The organism is Streptomyces sp. NPDC048639 (genome assembly GCF_043199075.1).
Classification (GTDB): Bacteria; Actinomycetota; Actinomycetes; order Streptomycetales; family Streptomycetaceae; genus Streptomyces.
In genome coordinates, this window is record NZ_JBICVP010000010.1 from 256,041 (window position 1) to 278,663 (window position 22,623).

The window sequence follows — 22,623 nt, forward strand, 5'->3', positions numbered from 1 at the left end:
CGATGCCGGGGCGGGACCGCAGCGGCTGTGGCGAGCGCAGGGCGACCCGGCAGAAGAGCGCGGTCAGGATCAGCCCGATGAACACGGCCCCGCCCGATCGCCACGACGTCAGGCCCCAGACCGCGCTCTGCGGAACCTCACCACGAGGAACGAGAGTCCCGGGGCCATGAGCAGCAGCTCACCGAGTCGGGCGGAGCCTCCCTCGGGCGCTCGCGACACCGGGCGCCCTCAGTGACCAGGATGAGCACACAGACGGCCACAGGGATGGCGAGCCAGAGAACGCACCGCCAGCCCAGAGTCTCGGTATTGCACCGCCGACCAACGGCCCTGCCGGCGAGGCGAGTTGGGAGCGGCCGGCAAACAGGGCGATGGCGCGGCCCCGTGAGCCTTCGCCGAAGGTGTCCGCCACGATGGAGACCGTCACCGGCACGGTCAGGGCGGCCCCCACGCCCTCCAGGCAGCGGAACAGGACAAGGAGAGCCGCTGACTCTTCCCCGGCCGGCGCCAACGCGCACCCCACGGAGGCGAGCGCACAGATCGTGATGCCCATCCGGAACGCTGAAGGGGCCCGATCATGCTGCCGAGCCGCCCGCCGAACGCGCCCAGGGCCGCCAGGTTCCCCAGAGCAAGATCGTGCGCCATGGCGGGGAGTGCCACGACCACCACGGCCCGGTCCGGGGAGAGCATCACCGTTGTCGGCTCCGGAATACACACCCAATGCTGTGAATGCGTCCAGCCTGGTCCGGCAGGCGGCGTCAGCATGTCTCATCCCCCGAGCGCAGGGCATCGCATCGACTTCCCTATCTCCGACGGAAGACGTCCGCTTTCCTAGTAGCCGAGGCCGAGGTGCCTGACGTGGTCGATGCCGAGACGGAGGCAATCATGCCTTAGGGCGTCGCGGTTCTCGGAATCAAGCCGGGGAGTACGGCTGATCACGCTCAGCTGGGAGTGTTTGGCAGAGCGCGATCCGATCAGCAGATGGCTCTCACTGTTGCCGCTGAGTACGAGAAGGTCGCCTGAGAACCCGAGTGAGGTGTAGCTGTACTGGTTTGTGGACCGCAGCACAAATGCGTACGTGACGGTCTGTGGGGGAGAGTCCCTCGAGGGGGCCGGATAGGTCTGGACGGCATCGAAGGTCGTAGCATCGTCACACCGTGGCACGACACTGATGTTGCTTTCCCGCTGAGCCGGTTCGGAAGCCAACACCACATACCAGTCGCCGACTAGGACGTCGTTGGGCATCTCCGAGATCGGCGGCAGGTCTACATAGGGAATCACGCGAACCTCTCCCTTTGTGAACGACTGTTGGAACACCAGGTGGGCGGCCCGCGGTTCTTGAGGTTCGTGACCTTCATGAATGGGACTGACGCCATTGATGTTGTGAGCAGCCTCGGCCACCTGTCTGCATCATGGATTTTCGACATCCGCTCGACCGGATTTTCATGGAGTCAGGGTCAAGGAAGGGAGACCACAGCCCCGCTGAGGCGGTCGAGCTCCCACATTTCGATCTCTCGTTCGCTGGCGAAGGCGATTCCCACGACGGCGCGAACTTCGCCCGCACCATCCGGCACTGGGAGCGCTACAGCGGCCTGTGCGGCGACGGCACAGGCGCCCGGACTTACGTCCCCTGTCGTGTCCTCGCGTAGGTTGCAGGTCTGGACCGGTTGCCTCCGGCTCCAAGCCAGCCCGGCCATTCCCTTACCCGGCTGAATCACCCGAGTGGCTGTTTGGACGCTCTCGGGGATGTTGACAGCAGCTGTGATTTCCAGGAGATCACCGCGCACGAGATGTACCGTGCCGGCGACTCCGTCCTGTGTGGCGAGAAACTTCGTGAGCCACGATTGGTAGGAGTCCATGGAGTGTGACTGCCCATTGGTGCGTGCTTCGACAGAATTACCACCCGTGTGGGCTATATGTGGATGTGGCATTCTTTGTTAGGGTCGCGCGTAAGGAGGTGTGTCATATGAAAGTAGTGGGCTCCGTGGAACGGGTAGAGGCGCCATCGCGGGAAGAATTCGAAAAAGAATTCGTCCAGGCTGATCGCCCTGTCATCATTTCAGGGGCGATCGATCACTGGATCGCGCGCAAGAACTGGTCGTCCGAAGAATTGAGGAAACGGATCGGCTCTGTGCCGGTCCGCTACAAGGTGTCGAGCAGCCATCTGCACCCCGATTTCGATGTCGAAGAGGGTGAACCTCTGTTCGCCTCGGAGGAGAGTACATTTGCGGATTTTCTAGCCAGGCTGCGCGGACCCGATGCGGCGAGGTTCCTTTTGATGGGCGAAGATGCCCAGCTGATGCGGGCAATGCCTGATGGTTCACGTGAGATCAGTCCAAGTCTTGGATCGCTGATCGACGACTTCGAGATTCCACCGTATTTCAGTGAGGATCGAATCAATACAGTATGGTCGTGGTTCGGTTCGGCAGGACCCCGTACCTGGCTGCATTATGACAACAACGGCTGTCATAATCTCAATGCACAGATCTCTGGGTCCAAGCGCTTCTGGCTTTTTCCGCCCGTTGGTCTAGAAGGGTTCTACCCCTTCGAAATTGATGCGAAAATTCCCCTGCCCAACGTCAGTCAGGTCAACATCGAGAGCCCGGATCATGCGCGATTCCCGCTCTTTGATGAAATGGAATGTCGGGAAGGGGAAATGCATGAAGGCGATATGCTGTTTCTTCCAGCATTCTGGTTCCATAGCTTTCATCACCTTGGCGATTTTAACGCCAACATTACATTCTGGTGGCGTCCGGATTCGCTGCGCCTCAACCCCGTTTCCCGGCGTTGGGCCTGGCTGGAACTGCTGAATCGGACCCTCGCGGACTCCGCAGGCTCAGACGCTTCCGCTGGAGGATTCAACGGGCTCCCGACAGAAGCGAAGGACATCCTGCGCCGCCTCGATGCTCACGCTTGCGTTGACCGATGAGGGTCTGCTGCGCATGATCAGTCCAGGTCCACGGGCCGGGCGCGCAGTCGCCCCGCTCGCCCCGTTCAGCCTTGGCAGCCGCCTTTCCCTAGGGTGTCCCGTAGCTGCTGGTCACAGGTGAGATGATCTTGGTGTGGCTGGTGTGATCACGGCGTCGGAGCCGTCCTGGACAGCCCCGTTCACCGGCTTGAGCCCGCGCGCCTTCGGGAAGCTGGTGACGGTTCTGCGGCGCGAGGGTGCCAACGCGGTCCGCAAGGGCCGGCCGCGGAGCCTTCCACTGGAGGACCGGGCACTGCTGGTCGCGGCGTATTGGCGCACGAACCTGACCATGCGCCAGCTCGCCCCGTTGTTCGGGGTTTCCAAGTCGGCTGCAGACCGGATCATCGACCATCTCGGACCCATGCTCGTTCTCCAGCCCAGCAAGGCGGTTCGCCAGGACACCGTGCTCATAGTGGACGGCACCCTGGCCCCCACCCGCGACCACACCATCGCCGCACAGTCGAAGAACTACGGGTACTCCACCAACCACCAGGTCGTCATCGACGCCGACACCCGCTTGGCCGTCGTGGTCGGCCGGCCGCTCGCCGGGAACCGCAACGAGTTCAAGGCATGGGAGGAATCCGGCGCCAAGGCTGCCGTCGGCAAGACCCTCACCATCGCCGACGGTGGCTACCCGGGCACCGGACTCGCCATCCCGCACCGCCGCGAGCGCGGCCAGGCCGTACTCCCGGACCGGACAGAGGAACACAACAAGTCCCACAAGCAGGTCCGCGCCCGCGTCGAGCACGACTTCAATGGCGTGGTCCGCTTCGATCACGACCACTACCTGTACCCGGTTCAGCCGAGCCGGTGCCGTCTGCGCCCGCGGCTCTCGGGAGAGCGGGAGTCCAGGCAGGTGTCACGTCCGGCGTCATCCGGTGGCAGCCGATTCGCGGTGAGTGGCGAGGTAGGCCACGGCGCTGATCACAGGGACGGTGGCCAGGACCCACCAGACCCGGTGGTAGCCGCCCAGGATCGTTTCGCTGGTGGGGGTTCCGAGGACGGCTACGAACAGGCTGACGCCGAGGAGGGCGCCCAGTTGCCGGAAGCTGTTGTTGATGGCGGTGCCGACACCGAAGCGTTCGGGTGGCAGCGCTTTGGCGGCTGCGCTGTTGAGGGTGGAGAGGGCCAGGCCGACTCCGATGCCGTTGAGTACGAGGGTGGGCAGCCAGTGCGTGGCCCAGTGCGGTGAGGGGCCGGTGCGTAGGGCGAGGGCGGCGGCGCCGGTGGCGTAGAAGAGGGCGCCGGTCACGAAGACCACGCGGTAGCCGAATCGTTCGGCCAGCCGGCCGGCTGAGGGGGCCACGAGCGCGGTGACGAGCGCGCTGGGGCTGACGGCCAGTGCGGATTTCAGCACGGAGTAGTGCCAGACGTTCTGCAGGAACAGCAGGCTGGAGAGCAGGACGGCGAAGAAGGCCACGGAGAAGATCAGTGTGGCGATGTTGGACGCCTGGAAGTTGCGGATCCGGAACAGGCTCAGATCGAGGGCCGGCCGCGAGGCGTGCCGCGACCGGCGGATCAGCGCGGGGATGAGGACGACACCGGCCACCGCGGCGGCCAGGACGCGCGGATCGCCCCACCCCAGGCGCGGACCGTAGATGACGGCGAAGCTGAGCAAGGCGGGCGCGGCGGCGCTCATGGCGACGCCGAGGGGGTCGGGGAAGCCTCTGCTGCGGGTGTTGCAAGTCTCGGTCAGCAGGCGTGCGCCCCAGGCCGCGGTGAGCAGACAGATGGGGACATTGAGCAGGAAGACCCAGCGCCAGGTGGTGTATTCGACCAGGAGCGCGCCCAGGGTCGGGCCGATCGCGGTGGCGACAGCCGCCATGGCGCCCCAGGTGCTGATCGCCGTGGCCCGGCGCTCGAGGGGGAAGGCCGGCAGGAGGAGCGCCAGTGATGCCGGGACGATGACGGCGCCGAAGACGCCTTGGGCAGCCCGCGCTGCGATGAGAACGCCGAGGCCGGGAGCGAGCCCGCACAGGGCGCTGCTGAGCGAGAAGCCGACGAGACCGATCTGGAAGAGGCGCTTGCGGCCGTAGGTGTCGGCCAGTTGCCCGGCCGGGATCAGGAACGCCGCGAAGACCAGGGTGTAGCCGTTGAGGACCCACACCAGGCGGGTGATGCCGGCGTCGAAGCTGTGACCGATCGTGTCGAAGGCGACGTTCACGATCGTGGTGTCGAGGAAGACGATGAACACGCCGAGGCTGGTCAGGGCCAGGATGCGGCGGGCCTCCCCTTGTGGGAGGGACGAGGCGCGGTCGACCGGCGCCGTCGCTTCCGGGACAGGCTGAGTGGACATCGGCGGGCAACTCCTCACACGGCTGTCGGTCTTCGGCGGGCTGCGGGCGCGGCGTCGGCAGGGCCTACGACACGGGCGCGGCGACCGACCCGCCGGGGGCAGGGGTCAGCTCCACATACGGATGACCAGGGCGAACAGTGCGGTGAAGGCCACACACAGGAAGATCAGGTACTGCGGGAAGAATCGCCGCCAGCGTTGGGTGAGCACGCCGATCAGCGTGAACACCAGGCCGACGACGACGATGCGCTGACCGCGAGCGAGAGCGGAGCGCAGTACCCAGTCGCCTGCGGGGACCCCGGCTCGCCCCGCCTCGGCCGCGTACACCTTGTAGGGGATGCCGCTGGCAGGCTGGTGCCGTACGGCAGCGGCGCCCTCCTGCCGGATCTCGTGCCGCGCCGCGGTGTGCATGCGTGGGGTGGTCAGCGGCTGGGGCAGGTCGACGTGGGTTCCGGAGTACAGGGCGAGCGCGACCAGACCGCCGGCGACGCTGGCCACCGCGGCGCCCGCGGTGAGCCGCGCCCCCGCCCTGGGCGCGGCGACACACACGACGGCGAGCGCGATCTCCGGCAGCAGCGGCCAACTCAGCGCCTCGGTGAAGGACCAGGCGGCGACCAGGCCCAGGCCCCATCCGGAGACCGCCAGCCGTGCGACCCGGCGCCGGATCCGGCTGTCGCGAGGCCGGCACTCGGCAAGGAGCGCGAGGACCTCCGTGCGAGCGGTGTCGGCGTCGGCATCCGCGAGTGGCCGTCCGACGCGCACCTGGACCGCGTGCGGACGCAGCCGTCCTCCCTTGGGCAGCAGCTCGAAGGTGCCGGACAGGGCGACGGGTACCACCGGCACACCGTTGTGGGCGGCCAGTTCGACGGCACCCCGGTGGAATGTGCGGACCTGGCCGTCTCCCCGGGTGCCTTCGGGAAATACCACGACCGCGTGTCCGGCGCGCAGCAGGGGACCGGCGATGTCCTGGAGGTCGCAATAGCCGCCGCCGTGGCGGCGTACGGGAAAGGCGGCGGCCAGGACCGAACACACCAGGCTGCGCAGCCCGTTCCGGAACCAGTAGTCGGCGGCGGCCGCCACCCGGGGGGCGTGGGCCGCGCCAAGTGCGGCGAGGAGCGCTGCGGTGTCCGTGTGCGAGGAGTGGTTGGCCACCACCACGCAACCACCTCGCGGCAGCTTCCCGTTGACCGTGATACCGCCGGTGAGGAAGAGGAAGTTCCGCCAGAACCGCCGTCGCAGCCACGCAGCAACCATCAGCCGCACCGCGGGCCGTGCGCTCCGCCCGGCGGCCTCCGCTCCGCGCGTGGTGGTCCGCTCGGGCCGCACCACCCCCGAACGCCTCACCTTGGTCAACCGTCCGATTGCCGCATTCTTCGTCATGGCATGGCTCCCAACAGGAGAAGGGTGACGAGAAGGGAGTCGATGCGGTCCAGGAGCCCCCCGAATCCGGGCAGCCAGCGGCCCGCGTCCTTCACACCGGCGCCTCGCTTGATCATGGACTCGAGCAGGTCGCCCAGTACGCAGCCGCAGAGCACGGCAAGCCACCGCAGCGGGGTCCAGGCGTCCATGACGCCCAGCGCCAAAGCGGACAGGGCGCCTGAGCCCACAACTCCGCCCCAGGTCTTGGCAGGTGAGAGGCCGGACAGGGGCAGGCTCAGGGGGCCGGAGCGCCCCAGCGCCCGCCCGCCGCACCAGCCGCCCACATCCGCGAAGGCCACGCTGACGCAGATCGCGATGGCGGTCTCCCCCAGGGACACCAGTCCGGTGAGGGCGACGGGCAGCCAGAGGAGACCGAAGGCGGTCCTGGCCGCACGGCCGGCGCCATGGGTGATGTCCTGGCCGAGCAGAGGCGGCAGCACGGCCACGCAGAACAGGGCCCCGGCCATGGGCAGGGTGAGCAGCCCGGGGCGCAGCCAGGCGCCGAGCGGCAGGAGCACCCCGGCACAGAGGAGCACGGCACCGTCGGCGGGGCGCAGGCCCACCATGCGCGCGTACTCGACGGATCCCACCACGCCGAGCCCGGCCGCGAGCAGGACGGCTCCGGGCGGGCCGAAGGCCAGTGTCCCGCAGAGGATCAGGGCAGTGACGCACCAGGTCCGCCAGCGGCGGCGCAGTTCGGCGTTGTGGACGAAGACAAGTACGAGGCCGCTCACCGTGAGCGTCCCGGCGAGGAAGGGTACGGCCCGCGTCATCTCCGGCGAAAGCGGAATTGCAGAGGGGGTCATGACCGGCCGCCCACGGCATCGCGACCCTCACCGACACGGCCGTTGCACAGGGCCCCCACCTGGAACAGCCGCAGCCCGGCCGTCAGTACGGAACCGACAACCAGCACCACGGCGGCGGGCGCATACCAACCGGTCGCCGCGGCGACCGCGATGACGAGGCAGCGTTCGGTCTTCCCCATCGGGCCGCCGTTGATTCTCCGCACCCCGGCTGCCGCCCCGGCGATGGAGATCCATGACGGTGCGGAACCGGCCAGCAGGGCACCGAGAACGAGCGGAAGCGATGTGTGCGGCAGAAGGCCAAGAATCATCACGAGATCCGCCGCTCGATCACCGACTTCATTCAGGACCGAACCCAGGCGGGTCTGCTTTCCTGTTTCCCTGGCAATGGAGCCGTCAAGATTTGCGCAGGCCAACCGCGCAGTCAGAAATACCACAACTGGTAGGACGGCCCAAGTGGCGGGCAACATGGCAAGGGATATCGCAGCGGCCCCTGCACACAGTATTCCAGCGAAGGTGACCACATCAGGAGAAACACCGCCCCGAAGCAACCGCCGCTGCAGCACTGCCAATCGGCGGGCGAACCACGGTTTGAGTGCGTATAGCCCATTCACGGTCGGACGCTAACGAGCGTGGAGACGTAGGGCACGGGGGTGGCGCCGGACGCCCGGGTAGCCTCCTCGAATCCCTTTGGCGAGAGGCAGGTGACGCGGTGGCTCCTGCGAACCAACTCCTCTGTCACCGCCAGGGCGGGCCGCATGTCACCCCAGGCCGGGATGTTGAGCATAAGGATGTGGTTCGACATGGCGGATCCTCCTGCCGAGCTGTGGTTCCGGACCGGGCGCGTGCGATGCGTACGGCGGGACGCTCGGTCTGTGGTGCACTGCGATGACGCCGGATGACGTGGTGACCACCGCCGTACGCCTCGAATTGTGCTGCGGGGATCCGGCTCCGCGAGTCCGTCATGTGACTGCACGACGCGGTACGGGTGCCGCTTCAGCCGGACTCAGTCGTCCGGCAGGGCGGGGCGGTCCGGTGTCGCGTCCGGCACTCAGGCCCGGGTCGCGGAAGGGCGGCGGCCAATCGAGGGGTGGTGGTAGTGCGTGACCGCCGGCCCGGGGACCAGCCCGTTCTCGTCGGGGGATGGTCAGCCGGCTGCGGGACCGAAATCCGGCGGCGACCGCCCCGTGGGCCGCGTCGCCGCGTTGACCGGCAGAGCGGCCATGCGAGATGAACCTTTGTGGTCAGTCGGCCGCGGACCGGCCGATGGCGTGGTCAGGCGGTCCGCGGGCCTCGGCCGCATGCTGATCGGCACGCACGGTCGTGGAGTCCACCGAGACGGCCCAGTTTCATGTCCTCGTCCGCGTCGGCCTGGCCATCAAACGCGGTGAACACCGGCTCCCAAGTGCCGTCACCGGCCCACATGTGCACTGTTTCGAAGCGTGACGATCGGAACTCCAGGCTCCCTCACCTGCCCTGTCGTACCTGCCATGACCTGCACTCTTGGAGTATGCATGCCGCGTATACATGCCATGTATACGCGGCGTGTATAGTGCTGGTCATGTCCATCGGTCAGACCCTTTTAGGGCTCCTGGAGGCCGGCCCGCGCCACGGCTACGACCTCAAGCGGGCTTTCGACGAGAAGTTCGGTCACGACCGGCCGCTGCACTACGGCCAGGTCTACTCGACGATGTCCCGGCTGCTGAAGAACGGTCTCGTCGAGGTCGACGGGATCGAGGCGGGCGGCGGTCCCGAGCGTAAGCGGTACGCGATCACCGACGCAGGCATCACCGACGTACAGCAGTGGCTGGCGACCCCGCAGAAACCGGAGGAATACCTCCAGTCGACCCTCTACACCAAGGTCGTCCTCGCCCTGCTCACCCGCGCGACGCCACCGAGATCCTCGACACCCAGCGCTCCGAGCATCTGCGCAGCATGCGGATCCTCACCGACCGCAAGCGCAACGGCGACCTGGCCGACCAGCTGATCTGCGACCACGCCCTGTTCCACCTGGAAGCCGACCTGCGCTGGCTGGAGCTGACCACCGCCCGACTCGACAAACTCCGTAAGGCTGTAACCCCATGACAACTTCGCCCCCCGATTCCCTGCTCACCGCGCACGCCCTGCGCAAGGCGTACGGCCCGACCCACGCGCTGGACGGCGCCGAGTTCTCCATACACCCCGGCGAGGTCGTCGCCATCATGGGCCCCTCCGGGTCCGGCAAGTCCACGCTGCTGCACTGCCTCGCGGGGATCGTGCCGCCCGACTCCGGGTCGATCACCTACAACGGGCGAGAACTGACGAAGATGAGCGATGCCCAGCGCAGCGCGCTGCGCCGCTCCGAGTTCGGGTTCGTGTTCCAGTTCGGTCAGCTGGTGCCGGAGCTGACCTGTGTGGAGAACGTCGCCCTGCCGTTGCGGCTGAACGGCTCCTCCCGCAAGGACGCCGTGCGGGCCGCGCTCGGCTGGATGGAGCGCTTGGAGGTCGACGACCTCCAGGCCAAGCGTCCCGGCGAGGTCTCCGGCGGCCAGGGCCAGCGCGTCGCCGTGGCCCGCGCGCTGGCCACAGGACCGCGCCTGCTGTTCGCCGACGAACCCACCGGCGCGCTCGACTCCTCCAACGGCGAACGCGTGATGGAACTGCTGACCGAAGCGGCCCGCGCTACCAACGCCGCCGTCGTCCTCGTCACCCACGAGACACGCGTGGCCGCCTACTCCGACCGCGAGATTGTCGTCCGCGACGGCAAGTCCCGCGAAATGGAGCGCGCCGTATGAGTCCTCGTCAGTGGGCCAGAGACCTGGCCATGGGGGCCCGCTTCGCCGTCACCGGGGGACGCGAGGGCTGGGTCCGGATGACGCTCACCGCCATCGGCGTCGGCCTCGGCGTGGCACTGCTCCTGCTGTGCACCGCCCTGCCCAACGTGTTCGCCGCCCGCAACAAGGTGGAGGACGCCCGCTACGACAACACCTACTCCGAAAAGGCCCCGCCGAAGGCGGACAACACCTTCCTGATCGCCGCCACCGACACCACCTGGCACGACGACGACATCCGCGGCCGGATCGTCGAGCCCGAGGGCAAGCAGGCACCGTTGCCCCCGGGGGTCGACAGCTTCCCGGGCAAAGGCGAAATGGTGGTCTCTCCCGCGCTGGGGGACCTGCTCGCCTCGGACGACGCCAAGCTGCTGCGGGAGCGGCTGCCCTACAAGATCACCGGCACGATCGGCGAGAGCGGACTCATCGGCTCACACGAACTGGCCTACTACGCGGGCGCCTCGGGGCTGAAACTCACGGACTCCTCCCCGGTGCACCGGCTGACCGAGTATGGCAAGCCGGACGAGACACCCGAGAAGACCGACCCGGTACTGCTGCTCATGGTCCTGGTCGTGTTCGTGGCACTGCTGACACCGGTCGCCGTGTTCATCGCCGCCGCCGTCCGCTTCGGCGGCGAGCGCCGCGACCGCCGGCTGGCCGCGCTGCGCCTGGTCGGCTCGGACAGCCACATGACCCGGCGGTTCGCAGCAGGCGAAGCACTCGCCGGATCCCTGCTCGGCCTGGTCATCGGCACCGCCTTCTTCCTCCTCGGCCGTCAGACGCTGGGCTCCACCGAGTTGCTGGGCGTGAGCGTCTGGCCCAGCTACCTCGACCCCACCCCCGCGCTCGCCGCGCTGGTCGCGGTGGCGATCCCGGTCGCCGCCGTACTCGTCACACTGCTGGCGATGCGCGGCGTTGTGGTGGAACCGCTCGGCGTCGTACGCGCGGCCAAGCAGCGCCGCCGCCGGCTGTGGTGGCGGCTCATACCGCCACTGGCCGGCCTCGCGATGCTCTACCCGTTGATCGGCAAAGGCCGCAAGAACGGCGACTTCAACCAGTACCTCGTCATCGGCGGCGTACTGCTGCTGCTGATCGGCATCACCGCACTGCTCCCCTGGGCCGTGGAAGCGGCCGTCGTCCGCCTCGGCAAGGGCGCGCTGTCCTGGCAGCTCGCGGTACGACGGCTGCAACTGAGCAGCGGAACCGCCGCGCGCATGGTCAACGGCATCGCCGTCGCCGTGGCCGGAGCCATCGCCCTGCAGATGCTGTTCACGGGAACGCAGAGCCAGTACACCAAGGCCACCGGCAATGACCCCAGCCGGGTCCAGATGCAGGTCGAATTCAGCGACCGCAAGCCGCTGTCCGGTGTCGAGCGCGATTTCACCGGCACCAAGGGAGTAGGGGCCGCAGTGGCCCTGGCCATCTCGCAGTACGGGGACGCGCGTCGCGACCCGGAGAACAGCAACGGTCTGACCGTGGGCAACTGCACGGCCCTGCGCGAACTCGCCACGCTTCCCTCCTGCAAGGACGGCGACGTGTTCGTCACGCGAACGAGGAGCCACTACGCCTCTCCCAGCAACGCCGCCGAAATCGCCCTGGTGAAGCCCGGTCGGCAGCTCTACATCGACCCGTCGTACGGCGACGCTGCCGAACGCGGCATCGAGGCGCCCTGGACCGTCCCGGCGAACGTACGGGTGGTGGACGCACGCAAGGACGCAGTGCAGGACTCCAACAGCCTGCTGGCCACCCCTGCCGCCCTTCCCGCCAAGGCCGCGCCCGCCTTGTTCTCGGATGGGGTCTACCTGCGCCTGGACCCGTCGGTACCGGACTCACGGGAGTACATACGCAATGCCGTCGCCCGGATCGACCCGCTGGCAAGCACCTACGGCTGGTCGGCGACCCAGGAGGACGCCAAGTACACCTCCATCCGCACCGGCCTGTTCGTCGGCTCCTTCTTCGTGCTGGCACTGATCGGCGCGAGTCTGCTGGTCTCCCAGCTGGAGCAGTTGCGCGAACGCAGGAAGCTGCTCTCCGCGCTGGTCGCCTTCGGCACTCGCCGCCGCACGCTGAGCCTGTCGGTGCTGTGGCAGACGGCCCTCCCGGTCGGACTCGGCCTCGCACTGGCCACAACGGTGGGTATCACCCTCGGCTCGGTGCTGCTGAAGATGACCCGAACCCCGGTGGCCATGGACTGGGCGAGCGTCCTGACCATGACCGGCGTGGGCGCGGCCGTGGTCGGCGTGGTCACGCTGCTCAGTCTGCCGTCGCTGCTGCGGATGATGCGCCCGGAGGGCCTGCGCACGGAATAGCCCCTGACAGATCCCCCGAAGTGGGCTCCTCCTGCCAGGAGGAGCCCACCCCTGCACGCAGGCGCCCGGTGTTCTCGTTGGTCAGGGCGGGGTGGGATGTTCGGGTAGGCCGGGGAGGTCGGAGGTCACCATTCCTTTCGTTCTGCTGCAGTGGGACGACGAAGGGAAGGACCGGTCGGCGGTCCGGGCACTTAGCGGGCCGCGCTCCGTTGAGGTCGCTGTAGCCGGAGGCTTTGCGTTCTGTTCTGGCTGCTCCATCACCGGTCAGGCTGTCGAGCATCTCCAGGGCCTGATGGAAGCCGTCCCTCAGCGACGGACCGAGCCAACCTGGACGCACATCGGCCGGGGATTGCCTGCGGCTCTGACGGCCTTCTTGAGCGGTGTTCTGCTGGAACAGTGACCCGCCGGTGCTGGAGCCGCCTTCCGCCGTGGCGCGGCCGCCGATCTCTGCGGTGCGTACGGTTGAGGAACGGTCGATCGTTCCGCAGTCCACGCTCGTTCGGGCACCGGCCAACGTCACATCGCCCTCATTCGGGTTGGCGCCAGTCGTTGTTCTGCCTGCCCGCTTGGGCGGTGTTCTGCTGGTCTTGGTCGACTTCGAGTCCGCTCGAGCCACCCCGGGCCTGCGCACCGCCGCCCTTGGACCACGCTTGATCCCCGACTGCGTGATCAACCTGTCGATCGGCAATCGCTCGTCCGGGTTTCGCCCGGCAGGCGGGAGGCCCTCGCATGATCATGCGTTCTGACACGGAATCACGTTCATGACGGAGGCACCGCGTTGCGCTTTGTGGACGTCTAACGTCGACACACATGACAGAAGAGTCACCGGTGCAGACTGTCCAACGCTTGTTCCCGCTGCTCGCCGAGGGGAAGAGTGCGGGGGCGGCGGCGCTTTTCGCAGACTCGGTGTCGTTCTCGATCCCGCACCCGCCGGGCATTCCGTGGGTACCGGAGGTCGACTCGGCAGAGGGCATGCGGACCTTCTTCGAGCTGCTGCAGACCCATGTGCAAACCAAGGAGTTCGACCTCCGCCAGGTCATCGCCGAGGGCGACAACGTGGTGCTCATCGGGCGCATGGTCTCCGAGGTCAAGAGGACGGGCCGGGACATCGACACCGCGTTCGCCCTGCACACCACGGTCCGGGACGGGCGGATCACCCGCTACCACCTCTACGAGGACAGCTACGCCGTTGCCAAGGCCTACTTCGACGACTGATCGTCCGGCGGGCGCGCTGAGACCGCCTGGGCTTCCGCAGCGTGCGGGCGACACGGCCGGTCGCGGTGCGCGCGAAACGTTAGGTGATGTAGACGGGGTTGAAGACCCCGCCGCAGAAGATGAGTCCGGGTCGTGGTCGGGACACCACGCGCGCTCTGGCCCGTCGGCCTTGCATTCCTGGGGCCAGGCACGGCGGGCTGCTGCGGTGATAGGCGTCGACTGCGACAACGAGGACGCCGGCCTCGGCACCCGCATCTACCGGCACCCGCGTCAGCTGATCGACACGCTGGTGCAGGACGTGGCGCGCTGGACGGACGGGCCGTATCAGGACGACATGGCCATGGATCAGCAGGACGTCCGTGTCGGTGAACGACGCGGGGAACGCGTCTCCGGCGATGCTCTCCAGCATGGTCCGGGACTGGGCCAGACACTCCGGGGGTGGCTCCTTCGCGTCCGGGAGGTGCGCGATCAGGTCGAGGTGATGCAGCGTCCATTCCAGAACGTACGCGGTGAGGTAACGCCCACGGTCAGGACCTGGTCGCGGGCCCACCGCCCTGCCGGAGTGGGCTGAGGGGAGCGAAAGATCCGGTTGCCGGCCCTGTGGATGGGGCGGTGAAGCCGGTGGCGCTGTCCGGGTTGGGTGCAGTTGGCGGAGGGCTGGTCGCCGTTTGTGACCGGTTGGCCGGTATCCGGTGGAGCTTGATGAGCCGCAACTCGGCAGAAGTGGAGAATTGGTAGACATTTCATCAGACGTCTGATGACTTCTCTGGCCCTGTCCTAGATTGACCCCCGGGCGCATCCACCGCGCTCTCAGGGCGGGCCCGCCCGGTTTGACGGGAACGGGATCCTCACTGACTACGTGATGTGGCCATGTCTGAGCGCTGCGGGGACTCGGTGTGGCCGTACGAGCAGCAGACGACACGGAGACACCATGCGCATTCGAGCCCTCACCGCCACTGCAGGCGCCGTCCTGCTGGCAACCCGTGTTCACGGTGTGCAATCCGGACGAGGTGCCCTTCGACAACTTCGGCAGCTGATATCCCCGTCGCCCGCGCCTCGGAGGAACCGGACATCCGGCTCCTGCTCTCCGCGGCGCGGGCCACGACTTGACGGTCGCGAAAGTGTCCATGCCATGACCCTGGCGTCAGGCGGCTCGGTGGGCTCGCCCGGTAGCCAGGTGGTGACGAGCCAGGGCCGCGGAAGCCGTTCGGAAGGCTCGCCGAAAGTTCGCTACAGAGCCACCTGGGGACGTGCAGATCCGCCACGTTCGCAATGTGCCCCCCACACTCAAGGAGAAGTGTGCCTACTCGTTCGAGGGCCAGAAGGGCTGTGCGTAGACCTCACATACGCAGGCCGACTATCGCGACAGCGGTGACAACGGCGGCGGCAGTCACCACAGGAGACGCCGTCTCCGCATCCGCCCCGCCCCCCAGGAGCCGCGAGCCCCTCCTCCGGCTCCGCGCACCCGTCGGCCGTGGACGCGGCTCGGACGGCGGCGTTGAAGCACGGTGCGGCCACCGGTGTCGGGAAGTACGACGGCCTGAGGGCCATTGACACCTGACCAACGCAGAGGGCACGCGGCACGTACGGTTCGTCCCGACCCACCGCGGTCTGCCGGTGCTCGGCGGCGACCTGGCCGTCCACCTGGATGCCAAGTCCCGGTACCTGGGCGTCACCAAGGCGATGGACCGGTAAATCGAAGTCCGCACCATCAAGACGCAGTTGACGGCCGACCAGATCGAGGCGCAGCCGCTCGCGCGGCGAAGGGCACGGCGGGCAAGGCCGAACTCGTCGTCCACGCCCGGGGCGGCAAGCCCGGGCTCGCCTACGAGGTGCGGGTGGAGGACAGCCGTGTCACCCAGGCGCGCGGCCCGGCGCACGGTCCTCGTGCACGCCATCAGCCGTGACGAGCTGCGCCACTCCCTGCGCTCCATGCAGCAGAACGCGCCCGGATCCGCACCATCTCTCTCGTCACCGACGACCAGACACCGCGCTGGCTCGCACAGCAATCCCGGGCCTGAAGGTGATCAGCCACAAGGACATCTTCACCGACCCCACGACATGTCAGTTCTCGGAACAGGTTGCAAGAATGCCCACTTTCACACTCGTCGTTCCTGCGCACGGGGTGCAGAGCTATGTGCCCGAGTGCCTCGAATCCGTGCTGGGACAGGACTACACCGACTTCGAGGTCGTGGCGGTCGACGACTGCTCGCCCGACGCGTCCGGAGCGATCCTCGACGAGTACGCTGCGCGGTACCCGCAGGTCCGGGTCGTGCACCTCACCGAGAACGTCGGCCTCGGACGTGCCCGCAACGCCGGCCTGGCCGAGGCACGCGGCGACTACATCCTGTTCTTGGACAGTGACGACACGCTCGTCCCCGGCGCGCTGAGCTCCCTCGCCCACCGGCTCGAGGCCACCGGCGACCCGGACGTCCTCATCTACGACTACGCCCGCACGTACTGGCACGGCAAGGTTCGCCCGAACGCTCTCGCCGACCTGCTGCGCAGCAAGGACAGCCCGGACGTCTTCTCGCTGTCCGACCGTCCCGAGCTGCTCGACCTGCTCCAGGTGGTCTGGAACAAGGCGTACCGCCGTGACTTGGTCACCCGCCTGGGTCTGACGTTCCCGTCCGGGTACTACGAGGACGCGCCGTGGACGTACTGCTCGCTGATAGCCGCCGAGCGAATATCCGTCCTCGACACCGTGTGCGTGCATTATCGCCAGCGCCGTGAGGGCGGCAACATCCTGAAGACCGTCAGCCGCAAGCACTTCGACGTCTTCGAGCAGTACGCCCGGGTGTTCTCCTTCATCGACGAGCACCCCGAACTGGACCGTTGGCGACCGCAGTTGTTCCGGAAAATGGTCGACCACTACCTCACCATCCTGAAGCAGCCCGACCGGCTGCCGAAGAACGCCCGCGCGGAGTTCTTCCACCGCGCCGCAGCCGACTACGGCACCTATCTGCCGGAGGGCTTCCAGCGCCCGGCCGGCGGCCGTGGCTACAAGTACACGCTGCTGGAGCGGGACGCCTACTCCACGATGGCCGGCGCCACCACTGTGGCCAAGGCCCGCCAGGCTCTCCTGCGGGGGCAGCGCTCGGTGATCAACCGGTCCAAGCGCGGCGCCATGGGAGCCCTGTACCACTCGAACCTGCGGGCGCCGATCCACGAGAACCTCGCGCTGTTCTCGGCGTACTGGAGCCGCAGTGTCTCCTGCAACCCGGCGGCCATCGACGCCGCCCTGGCCGAACTCGCCCCGCACGTACGGCGCGTGTGGGCCGTGCGGCCGGACAGCGTCGAGCGGGTGCCCGAGGGCGTGGAGGTGGTCCGGGTCGGCTCGCGCGCCTACTGGACAGCGCTCGCTCGGGCCAAGTACCTCGTCAACAACGTCAACTTCGCCGACGCCATGGTCAAGCGCGAGGGCCAGATCCACGTCCAGACACACCACGGCACCCCGCTCAAGACCATGGGACTGGACCAGCGCAAGTACCCGGCGTCCACCCACATGGACTTCGAGAAGCTGCTGGAGCGCTGCGACCGCTGGGACTACAGCCTGTCCTCCAACCGGTTCTCCACCGCCGCGTGGGAGCGGGTGTACCCGTGCAGGTACGTGTCGCTGGAGACCGGCTACCCGCGCAACGACGTGCTGGTGAACGGCACGTCGGACGACGTGCGCGCCGCCCGCCGGGCGCTGGGCCTCGCGGACTCCACGACCGCGTTCCTCTACATGCCCACGTACCGCGAGTACCAGACCGAGTTCCGGCCGCGTCTGGACCTGGCGCGGGTCGCCGACGAACTCGGCCCGGACGTCACGCTGTTGGTGCGCGGCCACTACTTCTATTCGTCGTCGCCGCAGCTGACGGCGCTCCAGGCGAGCGGCCGGATCGTCGATGTCTCGGACCACCCTCGGGTGGAGGAGCTGTACCTGGCCGCCGACGGGCTGATCACCGACTACTCGTCGGCGATGTTCGACTACGCGATCCTGGACCGCCCGATCGTGATTCTCGCCGACGACTGGGACACGTACTCGGCCGTCCGCGGCACCTACTTCGACCTGCTCGAGGAACCGCCAGGCGCGGTGGCCACCACCGTGGAGGACCTCATCGGTCTGCTCCGCTCGGGCGCGTGGCGCGGCACGTCGTCCGATCTGCTGCGTGCCGACTTCCGCCGGCGGTTCTGCGAGTTCGACGACGGCCGCGCGGCCGAACGCGTCGTCCGCCGGGTGTTCCTCGGCGAAGAAGCCCTGCTGCCCTTCGTGCCGTTCGATGAACGCCCGCACGCTCCGTCCCCCGCCCAGGTGCTTGATCTGGTCGAGCGGGTCTGACCCGAAAGGAAACCTCGCCACATGGCCCCTCGGCTCAGTGTCGTCGTACCCATCTACAACGTGGAGCGCTATCTGCCGGCGTGCTTGGACTCGCTGGGGGCGCAGACACTGCGTGACATAGAAGTCCTGATGGTGGACGACGGCTCGCCCGACGACTCCGCCACCGTCGCCGCCGAGTACGCGGCACGCGACGCGCGCTTCACGCTGATACGCAAGGAGAACGGCGGCCTCGGCGCGGCCCGCAACACCGGAATCTCCCACAGTTCGCCGGAGTCGGAGTACCTCACGTTCGTCGACAGCGACGACGTCATCCCGCCGGACGCGTACCGGCTGATGGTGGCGAGCCTGGACGAGAGCCGCTCCGACTTCGCCACCGGCAACGTCCACCACCTCAAGGGCGAGAAGTCCTGGCAGGTGCCGCTGCTGAAGATGCTCGCGGGCGAGGCGAAGAAGCGCACACACATATCCCAGAACCCGAAGCTGGTGGCCGACCGGATCGCCTGCAACAAGGTCTTCCGGCGCAGCTTCTGGGAGCAGCGGAAGTTCTCCTTCCCCGAAGGGATGCTCTTCGAGGACGGCCCCGTCGTGATCCCGGCCCACTACCTGGCCGAGGCCGTCGACATAATCGGTGAGCCGACGTACTACTGGCGGCTGCGGGAGGGCGAGTCGGTGCCCTCGATCACCCAGCGCCGCAGGGAGCCGCAGGCCATCCGGGACCGCGTCACCTCGGTGAGCATGATCAGCAGGTTCCTGGCAGAGCAGCCCGGTCCCGAGTTCGCGGCGTACAAGCGCCAGTACGACGACCGAGTCCTGCGCGACGACCTCCGCCTCTTCCTGCGCGTGCTGCCGGACGCCACCGCGGAGTTCCATGAGGCGTTCCTCGAGGCCGCCAACCGCTACCTCGACACCATCGACCAGCAGACCGTGATGGACCTGCCCGCCGAACTGCGCGTGCAGTACCTCCTCGTCCGCAAGCACGCCATGCCGGAGCTCATCGCGCTGATCGCCTCCCAGCGCCGCAAGGAGCCGATCGAGGTCTCCGGAACGTTCCGCAAGTACGCCGGCTTCGGCCCGCTGGAGTCCAGCAGCGTCGAACTGCCCAAGTCGGCCCTGCGGGTCGACCGCGACCTCTCGCTGCGCGCCCCGCTGCGCTCGGTCACCTGGGAGAACGGCAAGCTGGTGCTGTCCGGCGATGCCTACATCGACAAGATCGAGGCGGCGACGAAGCGCAGCATGCTGAAGGTCGTGCAGCTCAAGCGGGACAAGTCGCGCCGCCGTCTGTTCCTGCCGGCCAAGAACGTCCACCGTCCCGAGTGCACCACCTCCTCCGGCCAGAAGCGCTACAACTACGACTGGGCAGGCTGGGAACTCGCCATCGACCCGGCCAAGCTCCGCAAGGGCGACACCTGGCAGGAAGGTCTATGGCACGTCGGGATCAACGTCTACGCCTCCGGACTCGTGCGCCGCAGCGGCCTCTGGGCGCGCGGCGGTTCGGCCGCGAACTTCCCTCCGTATCAGTGGCTCGACGACGACTTCCGGCTGCTGCCGATCGTCCAACGCAGCGCGCTGAAGCTGCGTGTCGAGAAGGTGCACGCGCTCATCACCGACCGCCGGCTGGACGGCGACGCCGTCGAGATCAGCGGTGAGCTGCGCGCGAAGGTCTCCGCCGACGACAAGGTCGTGCTTCGGCTGAGCAACTCCAGGAGCGGCGAGGTGATGGACTACCCCGTCACCGTGGAGTCGGGCGGCGCGGCCTTCCGCACCCGCGTGCCGGTCGCGGACGTGGCGCTGGTCCCATCCGAAAGCATCGATGAGAAGGCGCAGCCCGAGCAGCGGTTGTGGAGCACGGTCCTGGTCGCGACCGCGCCGGACGGCTCCCGGCGCCGGTTCAGCAGCATCGTCCAGGAGGGCCTCGCCGACCTGCGCTTCGACCTGCCGGAATCGCTGGGCACGCAGGCGTCCCACCACGAACTGGCCTTGGTGTCCGGCCACAACGGTTACCTGAAGATCGTCGGCCGGGCGCGCCGGGCCGTGATCACCGAGATCGCCGAGCGCGGCGGCCGCATCGTCGTCAGCGGCCACTCCACCGAGCGGCTCGTCGGCGCCGACCTGGTCATCAAGGCCCGGAGCTGGTTCGACGATCGCTCGGTCCCCGCCGAGTGGCAGCCGGACGGCACGTTCACCGCCTCCTTCGACCCGTCGGTCATGGGCGGCGCGGGCAACGTGCCGGTCAAGGCGGGACGCTGGAACCTCTTCCTGCGCAAGGCCGGCGACGACGCCCCGGACACCGCGTTCGTCATCGACCGGCTGGCCGCCGACCTGTTCCCGCTCAAGACCGAGCTGGGTGGCCGCCGTTACTGGTTCGAGAGCCGCTGGGGCGACTTCCCGCAGCTCAACTGCCGTTCCGAGCTGAGCGACCTGGAGCTCGGCCCGTACCGTCAGCTGCAGCTGCGCCGGGAGGTCTACGAGGCCGGCCGCGACAAGCCGCTGCGTGACCAGGTCTTCTTCCTCAGCTACAACGGCAAGCAGTACTCGGACAGCCCCCGGGCCATGCACGAGGAACTGCTGCGGCGCGGCAGCGACATGACGTACCTGTGGGCCGTCCGTGACGGCCAGGTGGTGCTGCCCGAGACCGCCGAGGCAGTACGCATGTGGGGCACCGAGTGGTTCGAGGCGCTCGCCACGTCCCGCTACATCGTCACCAACGGCCACCTGCCGGAGTGGGTGGTCCGCCGTCCCGGCCAGGTGATCGTGCAGACCTGGCACGGCACGATGCTGAAGAAGATCGGCCACGACATCGAGACGCTCCACTTCGACCGCGAGTACCAGAACCGTCTGGCGCTTGAGGCGAACAACTGGAGCCTGCTGGTGTCGTCCAACCGCTTCTCGACGCCCATCCTGAAGCGGGCATTCTCCTACGACGGGGAGATCCAGGAAGCGGGCTACCCCCGCAACGACTACCTGTACTCACCCGAGCGGGACGCCATCGCCGAGAAGGTGAAGGCGAAGCTGGGCCTGCCCGCGGACAAGAAGGTCGTGCTGTACGCCCCGACCTGGCGCGACGACCAGTCGCACAGCGCCGGTCAGTACCGCTTCGACCTGCGGATCGACCTCGAAGACGCCCGCCACAAGCTGGGCGACGACCATGTGCTGCTGATCCGCCGCCACTCCAACGTGGTCGACGCGGTTCCCGGTGCGGGCAGCGGCTTCGTGTTCGACGCCTCGGAGTACCCCGACATCGCCGACCTGTATCTCGCCGCGGACATGATGATCACGGACTACTCCTCCGTGATGTTCGACTACGCGCACCTCAAGCGGCCGATGCTGTTCTTCACGTACGACCTGGAGCACTACCGGGACAAGCTGCGCGGGTTCTACTTCGACTTCGAGAACGACTCGCCCGGACCGCTGATCCGCACCTCCGAGGAGCTGATCGACGCGATCCGCGACATCGAGAAGGTGTCGGTGGAGTACCAGGACCGCTTCGACCGGTTCCATCACCTGTTCTGCGACCTGGACGACGGCAGCGCGTCGGCACGGGTGGTCGACCGGATGCTGGAGCAGGCGAAGGAGGTCTGAGGGGCCCGGGCCCTTCAATCCGGCCCGGGTGTCGCGGCGGAGCTCTTTCCCGCCGCGACGGGCTTGCGAGCGCATGAAGGGGGCCTGCGGCCTCGCCGGGCGGCGCGCTGGGCTCAGCGCAAGGGGGTGGCGGGCATACAGGCCCTTCCACTCCGGCCCCGCATCTCGCGGTCGGCAGGACGAACACCCGGATCTACCGCTTCGATCCGATCGACGGAGACACTCGCGTGGTCGGGAACGTGCCGGCATACGCGGCTGGTTGCACCGCCATGGGCGCGCAGTACCGGGGTGAGGACAAGGAGCCGCTGCTCTTGGCGGTCAGCGACAACAAGCTGGTCACGATTGACGTGGAGGCCGGTACGGTCACGGACGCTGTTGTCAACGGGCTGCCGAGCGGCAAGACCTGGTACGGCGGGGACCTGGATGACGACGGGAAGACCCTCTACGTCGTGAGCTACCCCGGCGTGCCCAGCTACTCGATCGGTGTGACCACCAGGACGGCGACCGCCGGCAGCGACTCCGGCGCCGGGCGGTGGGACGACTTCGCCCACCACCCCAAGGACGGCCGGCTGATCTCGGTGGAGGGCGACAACGGGGACCTGCTCCACATCGACCCGCAGAAGAAGCAGATGAAGATCGTGCTCCAGAAGCAGGTCTTTGAACCCGCCGAAGCCAGCTCCTCCGCGGGCTGAGCACCCCGATGCTGCCCTGGCAAGTACCCCAGTGCTGTCGCAACTTGTGAACATCACCCGACCGTGGATCCGGGTGCCTCCCAAACCCGTGAACAAACCGACGTCACTACTGGTGAATAGAGCCACAGCGCGCATTCACCGTGGACTACCTCCACCAGTCCACCGCCTACATCCCGCCCACCGGAAAGGCTCAACTCCTCACCAGTGAGTACGA

The 22,623-nt window shown here is 67.8% G+C and carries 15 protein-coding genes and 3 pseudogenes; 10 read left to right on the top strand and 8 right to left on the bottom strand.

All coding sequences use genetic code 11. The features are described from left to right. Positions 1–178: 178 nt before the first annotated feature. The 3 genes from ACGFNH_RS27025 to ACGFNH_RS27035 are packed head-to-tail and all read right to left on the bottom strand — an operon-like array spanning position 179 to position 1,856. A complete protein-coding gene (locus ACGFNH_RS27025; RefSeq protein WP_393657973.1) occupies positions 179–787 on the bottom strand; it encodes an MFS transporter in 609 nt (202 codons plus the stop codon). Positions 788–828: 41 nt separating this feature from the next. Then, positions 829–1,398, bottom strand: coding sequence for a hypothetical protein (locus tag ACGFNH_RS27030; protein ID WP_393657975.1), 570 nt, complete (start codon positions 1,396–1,398; stop codon positions 829–831). A gap of 56 nt (positions 1,399–1,454) precedes the next feature. Then, complete coding sequence (locus ACGFNH_RS27035; RefSeq protein WP_393657977.1) at positions 1,455–1,856, bottom strand: GAF domain-containing protein; 402 nt, start codon at positions 1,854–1,856, stop codon at positions 1,455–1,457. A gap of 107 nt (positions 1,857–1,963) precedes the next feature. Between ACGFNH_RS27035 and ACGFNH_RS27040 the strand changes: the two genes are divergently transcribed. Both ACGFNH_RS27040 and ACGFNH_RS27045 read left to right on the top strand, forming a co-directional pair. Then, positions 1,964–2,926 carry a cupin-like domain-containing protein gene (locus ACGFNH_RS27040; RefSeq protein ID WP_393657979.1) on the top strand — a complete coding sequence of 321 codons (963 nt, stop codon included), beginning with the start codon at positions 1,964–1,966 and terminating at the stop codon, positions 2,924–2,926. 133 nt (positions 2,927–3,059) lie between these two features. Further along, a pseudogene (locus ACGFNH_RS27045) lies at positions 3,060–3,719 on the top strand (transposase family protein); the annotation flags it as partial. A gap of 117 nt (positions 3,720–3,836) precedes the next feature. On the opposite strand, the gene ACGFNH_RS27050 reads toward ACGFNH_RS27045, so the two are convergent. From ACGFNH_RS27050 to ACGFNH_RS27065, 4 genes are all read right to left on the bottom strand, one after another. Next, positions 3,837–5,261, bottom strand: coding sequence for an MFS transporter (locus ACGFNH_RS27050; RefSeq protein WP_393657981.1), 1,425 nt, complete (start codon positions 5,259–5,261; stop codon positions 3,837–3,839). Positions 5,262–5,366: 105 nt separating this feature from the next. Further along, positions 5,367–6,638 carry a lysophospholipid acyltransferase family protein gene (locus ACGFNH_RS27055; protein ID WP_393657983.1) on the bottom strand — a complete coding sequence of 424 codons (1,272 nt, stop codon included), beginning with the start codon at positions 6,636–6,638 and terminating at the stop codon, positions 5,367–5,369. Continuing rightward, positions 6,635–7,483 (bottom strand): phosphatidate cytidylyltransferase, encoded by an 849-nt coding sequence (locus ACGFNH_RS27060; RefSeq protein WP_393657985.1) that lies wholly within the window; start codon positions 7,481–7,483, stop codon positions 6,635–6,637. Before ACGFNH_RS27060 ends, ACGFNH_RS27055 begins: the two co-directional genes overlap by 4 nt. Further along, the gene (locus tag ACGFNH_RS27065; RefSeq protein WP_393657987.1) at positions 7,480–8,094 is read right to left on the bottom strand and encodes a CDP-alcohol phosphatidyltransferase family protein; all 615 of its coding nucleotides are present in this window, start codon (positions 8,092–8,094) and stop codon (positions 7,480–7,482) included. The genes ACGFNH_RS27060 and ACGFNH_RS27065 overlap by 4 nt, the downstream gene beginning before the upstream one ends. Before the next feature lie 947 nt (positions 8,095–9,041). On the opposite strand from ACGFNH_RS27065, the pseudogene ACGFNH_RS27070 reads away from it, so the two are divergent. From ACGFNH_RS27070 to ACGFNH_RS27085, 4 genes and pseudogenes are all read left to right on the top strand, one after another. Continuing rightward, positions 9,042–9,565: pseudogene (locus tag ACGFNH_RS27070) on the top strand (PadR family transcriptional regulator). Next, entirely contained in the window at positions 9,562–10,254 is a 693-nt protein-coding gene (locus tag ACGFNH_RS27075; RefSeq protein WP_393657989.1) for an ABC transporter ATP-binding protein, read from the top strand. Before ACGFNH_RS27070 ends, ACGFNH_RS27075 begins: the two are co-directional and overlap by 4 nt. Continuing rightward, complete coding sequence (locus ACGFNH_RS27080) at positions 10,251–12,599, top strand: ABC transporter permease (RefSeq protein ID WP_393657991.1); 2,349 nt, start codon at positions 10,251–10,253, stop codon at positions 12,597–12,599. Before ACGFNH_RS27075 ends, ACGFNH_RS27080 begins: the two co-directional genes overlap by 4 nt. Positions 12,600–13,427: 828 nt before the next feature. Then, positions 13,428–13,814, top strand: a complete 387-nt coding sequence (locus tag ACGFNH_RS27085) for a nuclear transport factor 2 family protein (RefSeq protein WP_393657993.1) — start codon at positions 13,428–13,430, stop codon at positions 13,812–13,814. Between the two features lie 343 nt (positions 13,815–14,157). On the opposite strand, the pseudogene ACGFNH_RS27090 reads toward ACGFNH_RS27085, so the two are convergent. Continuing rightward, a pseudogene (locus tag ACGFNH_RS27090) lies at positions 14,158–14,357 on the bottom strand (maleylpyruvate isomerase); the annotation flags it as partial. 1,014 nt (positions 14,358–15,371) lie between these two features. Here ACGFNH_RS27090 and ACGFNH_RS27095 point away from each other — a divergent pair. The 4 genes from ACGFNH_RS27095 to ACGFNH_RS27110 all read left to right on the top strand — a co-directional run bounded on the left by ACGFNH_RS27095 (position 15,372) and on the right by ACGFNH_RS27110 (position 22,409). Next, positions 15,372–15,509: a hypothetical protein gene (locus tag ACGFNH_RS27095; protein WP_393658044.1), complete on the top strand. Its 138-nt coding sequence runs from the start codon at positions 15,372–15,374 to the stop codon at positions 15,507–15,509. A gap of 394 nt (positions 15,510–15,903) precedes the next feature. Then, positions 15,904–18,138: a CDP-glycerol glycerophosphotransferase family protein gene (locus ACGFNH_RS27100; protein ID WP_393657995.1), complete on the top strand. Its 2,235-nt coding sequence runs from the start codon at positions 15,904–15,906 to the stop codon at positions 18,136–18,138. A 21-nt stretch (positions 18,139–18,159) separates the two neighbouring features. After that, complete coding sequence (locus tag ACGFNH_RS27105) at positions 18,160–21,717, top strand: CDP-glycerol glycerophosphotransferase family protein (protein ID WP_393657997.1); 3,558 nt, start codon at positions 18,160–18,162, stop codon at positions 21,715–21,717. A gap of 227 nt (positions 21,718–21,944) precedes the next feature. Next, the gene (locus ACGFNH_RS27110) at positions 21,945–22,409 is read left to right on the top strand and encodes a DUF6923 family protein (RefSeq protein WP_393657999.1); all 465 of its coding nucleotides are present in this window, start codon (positions 21,945–21,947) and stop codon (positions 22,407–22,409) included. Positions 22,410–22,623 lie beyond the last annotated feature (214 nt).